The organism is Acinetobacter towneri (assembly GCF_001758345.1).
Lineage (GTDB): Bacteria > Pseudomonadota > Gammaproteobacteria > Pseudomonadales > Moraxellaceae > Acinetobacter > Acinetobacter towneri_A.
The window spans coordinates 21,979-31,003 of the sequence record NZ_MKQS01000027.1 but is presented as its reverse complement, the minus strand read 5'-3'; the positions used below and the strand labels follow the sequence as shown (position 1 = coordinate 31,003).

The window sequence follows — 9,025 nt, the reverse complement described above, 5'->3', positions numbered from 1 at the left end:
AAACAAATGGTATATGTGAGCGTTTCCATAAGACGATTTTGCAGGAGTTCTATCAAATTACGTTTAGGAAGAAGCTTTATAGCTCATTGGAAGAATTACAAGTTGATCTAGACGATTGGCTGAAATTCTATAATACTGAACGGACTCATCAAGGAAAAATGTGCTGTGGTCGTACACCACTTGAAACTTTACTTGATGGAAAACGGATTTGGGCTGAGAAAAATTTAGCTCAAATTTAACCTGACAGGCACAATAAAAAATGGGTAACTGTCAGATCAGGTTTGAGCTAGTACAATTTATGGTGCAACTACTGACCATAAGGAAACTTTCCGTTTAATTGATTATCAACAAGACAAAGCCAAGTTTTATGGTACAGAAGCCAAGCTAGGTTATCAGATTAGCCCTGATTATAAACTCAGTGTGTTTGGTGATTATGTGCGTGGTGAAATTGACAATCAAAATGCACCACGTGTACCTGCAGGGCGTTTGGGGACTAAAGTGGATGCCAATTTTGCCGATGGTTGGTCGGGTATGGCGGAATATTATCGTGTCTTTAAACAAGACAAGGTTGCTTATTTAGAGCAAGAAACAGCAGGCTATAATATGGTCAATGTTGGTGTGGCTTATGCAGGCAATTATGCCAACAAACAAGATTACCGTGTGTATTTTAAAGCTAACAACTTGCTCGATGATGAAGTGTATTCACATGCCTCATTCTTGTCGAATATTCCACAAGTGGGTCGTAACTTTACAGTAGGCGTGGAATTTGGCTTCTAAAATTCAATTTGCTTTGAGCAGGATGTCTGCGTGAAAACACAGAAATCCTCTTGAAAATCCAAACAATTAAACCTAGTCTGAGCGCATCGGACTAGGTTTTTTGTTATGCGTATCTTTCAGCGAATTCATCAAAAATTGAATTGGTCGCCTCGGGCGTATGTGGGACTTATTATAAGTTTTCTGGCTTTAGGTTATTTGGCGTCTGCGACCTACCACAGCTTAAAACCATTGCCTGAAGGGCTGAATTACACTGGAAAGTTACGTCATGCGCCTATTAAATTTATTGCCGATCAGACCTATATTGATGCGCAAGGCGTTCAGCAACAACAGCATCAAATTTTTAATGAAATTTTAGGACTGATTGATGCAGCACAAAGCACGATTGTATTGGATATGTTCTTGTTTAATCCTGAAGTGGGAACGTCTAAACAGCAGCATCAACCGCTAACGCAGCAACTCACCGATGCTTTAATTCATAAACGTCGGATGCAGCCGAATATTGAAATCAAAGTCATTACTGATCCCATTAATTCGGTATATGGTGGCATCGCACCTGAGCATTATCGTCAATTGCGTCAGGCGGGTATTGACGTGATTGAAACAGATTTGACCCCGCTGCGCGCATCGAATCCGCTGTGGTCGGGGTTTTGGTATCTCTGCTGTCAGGGCATTCCAAATAATGCCGAAAAGGGTTGGCTACCCAGTCCGTTCGGCAAAGATAAAATTACCTTACGTAGTTATTTTAGCTTGCTTAATTTTAAAGCCAACCATCGTAAAACCATGGTGGTCGATACCGCCGAAGGTTGGAAAGCATTGGTCACGTCATTTAATCCACATGATGGCAGTTCACGTCATTCTAACAGCGCGTTATTGGTGACGGGCAATACTGCAGTAGATGTGTTGAAAACAGAACAAGCCGTCGCGCGGATGTCGCAGGGCAATCTGTCTGGGGTGATTGTGGGGGAGTTTGAGGCAGATTCGTCTTATCCTCAAGTGCAAGTCCTCACTGAACAAGCCATTTTAGAGGCCAGTTTGACACTGATTCGGCAGACCAAAGCGCAAGAACATCTTGATTTGGCGATGTTCTATTTATCGGAGCGACAAATCATCAAGGCACTGATTGCTGCACAACAACGTGGCGTACAAGTGCGAGTATTACTGGACCCGAATAAAGATGCTTTTGGACGTGAAAAAAATGGCATTCCAAATCGACAGGTGGCGGCAGAATTACATGCTGCAGGGGTGAAGATACGTTGGTGTAATACCCAAGGCGAGCAATGCCACAATAAAATGCTGATAAAATCGAATGCCACACAGGCCGAATTGATTTTAGGTTCTGCCAATTTCACCGCACGTAATTTAAAAAACTATAATTTAGAAAGCAACTTGCGTGTGGTCGGACAGGTGCAAGACCCTGTATTTCAGGATGCTCAACACTATTTTAATACCGCATGGTCAAACCTTGAGGGTAAAAATATGAGTGTGGATTATGCGGTGTATGCCGATGAGTCGAAGTGGAAATATGCGCTGTATCGCTTTATGGAATGGAGTGGTTTATCGACCTTTTGATTTTTAAATTCTATGCCTTGAACTCAAAAATCCCTCTTGTTGTAAGAGGGATTTTTTTGAGCCGAATATTACTTTACAGGATTTGGCGGCACCATTTCATCCAAATCTTTATCACTCATTTGATCTAACTCGGTAATATCGGTTTTGATTTTCCATTGTGCTTCATCATCCACAGGATTGGGTAAACGCGCTTCTAACCAATCACAAACCACATCTGGGCTAAATTCTGGATGGTTACATTGAATTACCCACGATAAAAAATCTTTGGCTTCACCATTCATATACGGTGGCGGTGAAACAGGTAAGAATTGAGTCGGCAAGCGTTCATCTCTGGAAATATAATTCAGCACATGCCCCAACTCCTGCACAGTTTGCCATGCTAACGGATGTTCTACATCAATTTGAAATTTGAACCACCATGCATGCTGACCGTCTGAACCATAAGCGTCTACACGGGCTTGCTGTACACTTGGAACTTTGCAGAAAAACTGATGAAGGCGGTCAAAATTTAATTCAGGCACGAGGTTTCATCCAATTTCAAAAAAAATGTATCTTAGCATAGGGGCTGGAGATATTTCATAAATGGCGAGCCATGTCGGTGAAATCTGCGGAGACGAAAGTTTAAAATTGCTGATTTTTTATTCATTGTTTATCCTTAATTGGAGCTTAGAATAAAAATATGAAAATAGGAGTGCTAGATATGAAAGTCGCGATTTTAACTGCATTGAGTGGCATGCTATTTTTAGGTGTGTCGATGCAGAGCTTGGCCGAAACCAATCGTTGGGCAGGATATACAGGCGTCAATACACAGCGTGATCAGCATCGTCCTTATTCGCCACAACATCGTCCTGCTCCGCAGCATCGACCTTATCATTCACAGCAACCCTATTCCTATCCACCACATTATCCATACCATCAACGACCTGTGCCGCAGTGGGGGCAGCCCACGATTCGTAGTGGCATCAATATTCAATACAATGCGCCAAGTACTGTGCAATATAACCACCAAAGTTACAGTTGGGTAAATGGTGAGCCAAGTAGCGCACATATTGAAAGTTCGACCTATCGTGTGGTGACCGACTGGCAGCACTTGGGTTTACCCGCTCCGCCACGAGGTATGTACTGGATTTTTGAACATGGGCGTTATGTGTTGGTGGCAAATCGTTGAGAAAAAAGTGAAATCATAGACATCAATGCTTCTAGATATTGAGTATCTAGAAGCATTTTTTTGACCTATTTTAGATTTTTACGCCAATTCATCATCTTCTGGGCGAGGGGTTTTGCCTTGTGCTAAAGGCTTTTCACTGTGCTTGTCTCGAATAACGGAAGGGTAATGCCAAGATGCAAAACGCACCACTAAAATTGCAGCGGCTAAAATTAAAATTGAACCAGTAATAATCACTAAATCGAGATCAGCTTTATGGTCGTGTTGAATATCTGAAATTAACAAACGGGTTAGTGCGGTAATGGCAATATAAATTAAAAAACGTACAGGCATGTGATTGGTTTTAAAATAAATACCCACCATTGCCCCCAGTTCTAAATAGATAAAAAGCAATAAGATGTCATCAATAGTGGCATATTGTTTGATGGTGAAAATATCAATTACCGTATGTCCAGCAGACCAAATGACCATACAGCCAATGATAAAGAGCGCAAGATAATGAAAACTTTCTACTGCCCAATTGCCATATTTGTCTAATAGGCTTTCAACTGCTTGAATATTTCTATCTATTTTTGAACGACGTACTGCCATTTTCACCTCCTGTTTAAGTATGGATATTCAGACTTCACCAAAGGTGATGCAAATTTCATGCACAATTTAGAATAGGGATATAAAATTTAGTATAAAAAAACGCCTGATGATTCAGGCGTTTTTGCAGATACTGTATGAATTAAGACTGGTTGGTGAAGTAATCTTCACTGAAGTTCATTACCACTTCTGCACCCGCTTTCACTTTGGTAATGCGTAAAGCTAGTTCTGGCAAAATACGTTGTACAAAGTACAGTGCTAATGACAATTTGTTTTGATAGAACTCACCCTCTTTTTGTTTAGCTGCATTGGCAATGCGCGCAAACATATATGAGAAGCTGAGCAAACCTACCGCATGTAAATAATCAACCGCTGCTGCGTTCGGGAAATCTACATTTTCTTTAGCTGCATTTAAAATGTATTGGGTCACAGATTCAACTTCAGTCGCTGCATCTAAAGTTGCATCTTTAATGAAGTTGAGGTCTGCATCTAAACCATTGGCGAAATCACGGATTTCTGCAATGTATTCTGCAATAAATTCGCCATTACATTTAATAGTTTTACGACCAATTAAGTCTTGAGATTGTACGCCGTTGGTGCCTTCATAAATTTGGGCGATACGTAAATCACGAACACATTGCTCCATACCCCATTCACGGATATAACCATGACCACCGAAGACCATTTGTGAATCAATTACAGCGTTAAATGCAGTATCGGTTAAGTAGGCTTTGGCAATTGGAGTTAACAATGCAACACGGTCATTGGCTTTTTTCACAGCTTCTGCATCGGTAGAGAATTTAGTGATATCCAATTGTTGACCCACATATACCGCAAATGCACGCGAAGCTTCATTATTGGCACGCGCATTAAGTAACATACGACGTACATCGCCATGTACCAAAATGCTGTCTGCAGCTTTGTTTGGTGATTTTACACCCGATGCACTACGACCTTGGATACGGTCAGTCGCATATTGTGCAGCATTTTGATAGGCAAATTCTGATGCGCCTAAACCTTGAATCCCCATTGATAAACGTTCATAGTTCATCATTACGAACATTGCTGCAAGACCTTCGTTTTCTTTACCAACGAGATAACCTTTCGCACCGTCAAAGTTCATCACACAAGTCGCAGAGGCTTTAATGCCCATTTTGTGTTCGATTGAGCCTGGGGCTACAGGGTTGCGTTCACCCAATGAACCATCTTCATTCACCAAGAATTTTGGCACGATGAATAAAGAAATACCGCGTGAACCTGCAGGAGCATCCGGTGTTTTCGCTAAAACTAAGTGAATGATATTTTCTGCAAGGTCGTGATCACCACCTGTAATGAAGATCTTAGTACCTGTAATGTTATAAGTACCATCTTCGTTGCGTTCAGCTTTAGTTTTAATAATCCCTAAATCTGTACCTGCATGCGGTTCAGTTAAGCACATGGTACCTGACCATTCGCCAGAGTAGATTTTAGGTAAATACGTTTCTTTCTGTTCTTGTGATGCATAACTGCTTAACGCCATACCTGCACCGACAGACAGTAGTGGATACAATAAGAATGATGGGTTGGTGGCAAAGAGCATTTCATCTGACAATACTGTCAGCATTTTTGGCATGCCTTGACCGCCCCATTCTTCATCTGCGCCTAAACCAATCCAGCCGCCTTCGGCATATTGTTTAAATGCTTCTTTAAAACCAGCAGGGGTAGTGACTTCGCCATTGTTATAGATCGCGCCTTCTTCATCACCGCTACGGTTAATCGGCAGCGTCACGTTTTGGGCAAATTTTGCCATTTCTTCCAAAATTGCTTCAGCCGTTGCAGCATCAAGATGAGCGAGGTTTTCGTTGTTTTGCCAGAATTGTTCTGCATTGAATACATCATTTAAGATGAATTTCATATCGGCAAGTGGGGCATTATAAATTGGCATGTGAGTTCACCTGTTTATTGTTTGAATCTTGATTCGTTTAGTTCAGTGTAATCTACAATTGTGAATGTTGTAGGCGACTAAAGCGAAAGAATGCTTTATTTATAAAGAAAAAGGACTGTCAATGCTATGACCGTCCTTTCTCAATTTCTGTACTCAAGAGTACAATATTTTGAATATCCCGCTAAATATGTTCAATATTTAGCGAGTTTCAATTTTCGCTTAGAAAGCAAAGTGTTCAGCATCTAATGCAAATAGTGGCTCTACACCTGTTGCAATCACGTCTACGTGTGAGCGAACACGTGGCAAGATTTTCTTGAAGTAGAAACGTGTAGTCGTCACTTTAGCATTGTAGAAGTCTACATCGGTTGTGCCTGCTGCAAGAGCTTCTTGAGCGACCAATGCCATACGTGCCCATAGGTAAGCTAGTGTTACATAACCAGAGAAGTACATGTAGTCTACTGCTGCAGCACCTACTTCCTCAGGGTTTTGCATTGCACGCATACCAATTTGCATGGTCAAATCGCCCCATTCTTTATTGAGCGCTGCGAGCGGTTCAACAAATTCTTGCATTGCTGCGTTGTCTTTGTTGGCTTCTGCAAATTTATGGATGATTTTGGTGAAGTCTTTCAACATTGCACCTTGTGTACCCAAAACTTTACGACCTAACAAATCGATTGCTTGAATTTCAGTTGTACCTTCGTACAAGCATGAAATACGTGTATCACGCACAATTTGTTCCATGCCATGCTCAGAAATGAAGCCATGACCGCCGAAGACTTGCACACCATGTTTTGCAGATTCAGAACCTGTTTCAGTTAAGAATGCTTTTGCAATAGGCGTCAATAAAGACAAGATGTTGTCAGAGAACTTACGTTCTTCTTCAGTTGCACCTTGTTCAACGATATCTGCGTGTAGAGACAACAGATACACTAGTGCGCGACCACCTTCAGCAAACGCTTTTTGAGTCAATAGCATATTGCGTACAGCAGGATGCACAATAATTGGATCTGCTTCTTTTTCAGGAGCTTTCGGACCAGAAAGTGAGCGCATTGCTAAACGGTCTTTGGCATAAGTCAACGCACCTTGGAAAGAACCTTCAGATGCTGCAAGACCTTGTACCGCTGTACCGATACGTGCAGTGTTCATGAACGTGAACATGCAGTTTAGACCACGGTTTTCAGGGCCAATCAAGAAACCTTTCGCATTATCAAAGTTGATGACGCAAGTTGCATTGCCATGAATACCCATTTTGTGTTCGATTGAACCACAACGTACACCATTACGCTCGCCTAAAGAGCCATCTGCATTTACATTGAACTTTGGTACGATAAATAAAGAAATACCCTTAGTACCTTTAGGTGCGCCAGGTAAACGTGCCAATACGATGTGCACGATATTCTCTGCCATGTCATGTTCACCAGCAGAGATAAAGATTTTCTCGCCAGAGATTGCATAGCTGCCGTCTGCTTGTGGTTCAGCTTTGGTACGGATAATACCCAAGTCAGAACCTGCATGAGATTCGGTTAAACACATGGTACCAGTCCACTCACCTGAAACAAGCTTTGGCAGATAGGTTGCTTTTTGTTCATCTGAACCGTGGTGTTCTAAAGTACGTACAGCACCATGAGAAAGACCTGGGTACATGCCCCATGCCCAGTTTGCTGTACCTACCATTTCTGAAATCACGTTACCTAGAGAAACAGGCAGACCTTGACCGCCATATTGCTCTTCAGCAGACAGCGATGGGAAACCGAGTTCGATATATTTTTGATACGCTTCTTTAAAGCCCGTTGGTGTTGTCACCACACCATCATTCCAAGTACATCCTTCACGGTCACCCACTTGGTTTAACGGAGATAATTCGTTTTCACAGAAATCTGCTGCAGCTTCCAAATATTGGTCAACCAATTCACGGCTTACGTTTTCTTGGAATGCAGGTAATTTTGAATAGTGATCTTCGGCATTTAATAATTCATGCAAAACAAATTGCATATCACGTAAAGGCGCTTTGTATTGTGGCATATCGGTTTCCTCAATACTGGTTTGACCAGCGTTATATTTTAAAGGGATTTCAGCGCATGCCTTATTAGACATGCCGTGTTGCAATGGTTGTAATCGTGCAACATCTTCTAATTCGGTACAAGCATCTGCATGGCATTTCTTGGTGACTGTAAAGTCAAAGATTTTTACCTTGAAATGGCTAAGTTGTTTGAGTGTAAATAGTTTTGCTGAATTTGAAATGATACAAATAGTCAAAACCGTAAAGAGATATGTCCAATAAAAAAGGCGCAATTTGCGCCTTTTTTATCTATTTATGCTTTTTAGAGTAGCTTAAGCAGCCTTATCCGGTGCTGAAACAGGTGCTTTAGGCTGGAAGTGAACGATACATTTGCCATCTATTGTTTGTATGCCGACTTTTAGCTGCACGGCTTTACCATCGGTTTGACCTTGGCAGGCTTTGGTCGCAGCTTGTTGACGCGCTTGACGTTCAGCTAAACGTTGATCGTATTGCTGGGTTAACTCAGCACGTTTCGCATCGGTTAGTGGTTCGCCACGCTGCATATGCATGCCACGGAATTCACCACGATCGGCTTTATCGCCACGCATTGGGCGATGTTCACCACGTTTGATTTCATCACGGTTCGGTTTAAATGAAATCGCACATGTGCCTTCTAGTGTTTGTTCACCTGCTTTGACTTGGACTGCTGAACCCACCGCTTTGCCATCGCAGGCTTTTTTAATGTCTTGCATGACTTGTTTACGTTCAGTACGCATTTTTTCAAATTGTTTGCGTTGTTCAGGCGTCATGTGACGGTCTTTTTGATAATGACCATGCATATATTGCGACTGTTTCATATCTTTTGGTGCTTGGGTGGATTGACAGGCAGTCAACGTACCTATAGATAAAAAGCTGGCAGTGGCTAAAGCAATTTTTGTCATCTTATTCATTCTAAATTCCCCCATACAAGAGCATGTGATTTTGGATGATTAAAGATTAAATA

At 41.7% G+C, this 9,025-nt stretch carries 8 protein-coding genes and 1 pseudogene; 4 read left to right on the top strand and 5 right to left on the bottom strand.

The features are described from left to right. From BJN41_RS11880 to BJN41_RS11870, 3 genes and pseudogenes are all read left to right on the top strand, one after another. The coding region (locus tag BJN41_RS11880) for an integrase core domain-containing protein (protein ID WP_141730405.1) at positions 1-239 on the top strand (239 nt) is incomplete at its 5' end. Positions 240-294: 55 nt separating this feature from the next. Next, a pseudogene (locus tag BJN41_RS11875) lies at positions 295-777 on the top strand (TonB-dependent receptor); the annotation flags it as partial. Positions 778-882: 105 nt separating this feature from the next. Then, on the top strand, positions 883-2,346 hold the full coding sequence (locus tag BJN41_RS11870; protein WP_070155440.1) for a phospholipase D family protein: 1,464 nt from the start codon (positions 883-885) through the stop codon (positions 2,344-2,346). A gap of 68 nt (positions 2,347-2,414) precedes the next feature. Here BJN41_RS11870 and BJN41_RS11865 read toward each other — a convergent pair whose 3' ends face one another. Continuing rightward, positions 2,415-2,867, bottom strand: coding sequence for a hypothetical protein (locus BJN41_RS11865; protein ID WP_019836464.1), 453 nt, complete (start codon positions 2,865-2,867; stop codon positions 2,415-2,417). Between the two features lie 179 nt (positions 2,868-3,046). Between BJN41_RS11865 and BJN41_RS11860 the strand changes: the two genes are divergently transcribed. Next, entirely contained in the window at positions 3,047-3,514 is a 468-nt protein-coding gene (locus BJN41_RS11860) for an RcnB family protein (protein WP_019836465.1), read from the top strand. A gap of 78 nt (positions 3,515-3,592) precedes the next feature. Here BJN41_RS11860 and BJN41_RS11855 read toward each other — a convergent pair whose 3' ends face one another. The 4 genes from BJN41_RS11855 to BJN41_RS11840 all read right to left on the bottom strand — a co-directional run bounded on the left by BJN41_RS11855 (position 3,593) and on the right by BJN41_RS11840 (position 8,972). After that, positions 3,593-4,102, bottom strand: a complete 510-nt coding sequence (locus BJN41_RS11855) for a phosphate-starvation-inducible protein PsiE (RefSeq protein WP_019836466.1) — start codon at positions 4,100-4,102, stop codon at positions 3,593-3,595. Between the two features lie 139 nt (positions 4,103-4,241). Beyond that, entirely contained in the window at positions 4,242-6,023 is a 1,782-nt protein-coding gene (locus BJN41_RS11850) for an acyl-CoA dehydrogenase C-terminal domain-containing protein (protein WP_070155438.1), read from the bottom strand. A 219-nt stretch (positions 6,024-6,242) separates the two neighbouring features. Next, positions 6,243-8,045: an acyl-CoA dehydrogenase C-terminal domain-containing protein gene (locus tag BJN41_RS11845; RefSeq protein WP_070155449.1), complete on the bottom strand. Its 1,803-nt coding sequence runs from the start codon at positions 8,043-8,045 to the stop codon at positions 6,243-6,245. Between the two features lie 309 nt (positions 8,046-8,354). After that, positions 8,355-8,972 (bottom strand): hypothetical protein, encoded by a 618-nt coding sequence (locus BJN41_RS11840; protein ID WP_070155436.1) that lies wholly within the window; start codon positions 8,970-8,972, stop codon positions 8,355-8,357. Between the last annotated feature and the right edge of the window lie 53 nt (positions 8,973-9,025).